Source organism: Chryseobacterium sp. SIMBA_029 (genome assembly GCF_046535275.1).
Taxonomy (GTDB): Bacteria; Bacteroidota; Bacteroidia; order Flavobacteriales; family Weeksellaceae; genus Chryseobacterium.
On sequence record NZ_JAWRXA010000602.1, the window covers coordinates 1 to 253 of the forward strand.

1 protein-coding gene is annotated in these 253 nt (G+C 37.9%); it reads right to left on the reverse strand.

From position 1 onward, the window contains the following. A partial coding sequence (locus tag SB679_RS25395) for a hypothetical protein (protein ID WP_410705122.1) occupies positions 1-253 on the reverse strand: 253 nt, incomplete at both ends.

A 253-nucleotide genomic window follows, 5' to 3' on the forward strand; every position in this document is an offset into this window, starting at 1 on the left:
CCCAAAGCTGGCGGGCAGTCTCCTATATTAGCTGTTACTCTTACATATACTGTAGTACTGGAAGTATAGGTCCAGTTGGCAGGAAGAGTATTGTTATTTCCTGCATTGGCATCAGCTTGGGTAGGATAATATTTGACAGTAAAGTTGGCTGAGTTCACTACAATTTGTGGGGTTACATTATTGAAATTAACATTCACTATTCCATCTAGATTTTCATCACAAATATTAGCATTGAAGCTACTGGTGTTAATGT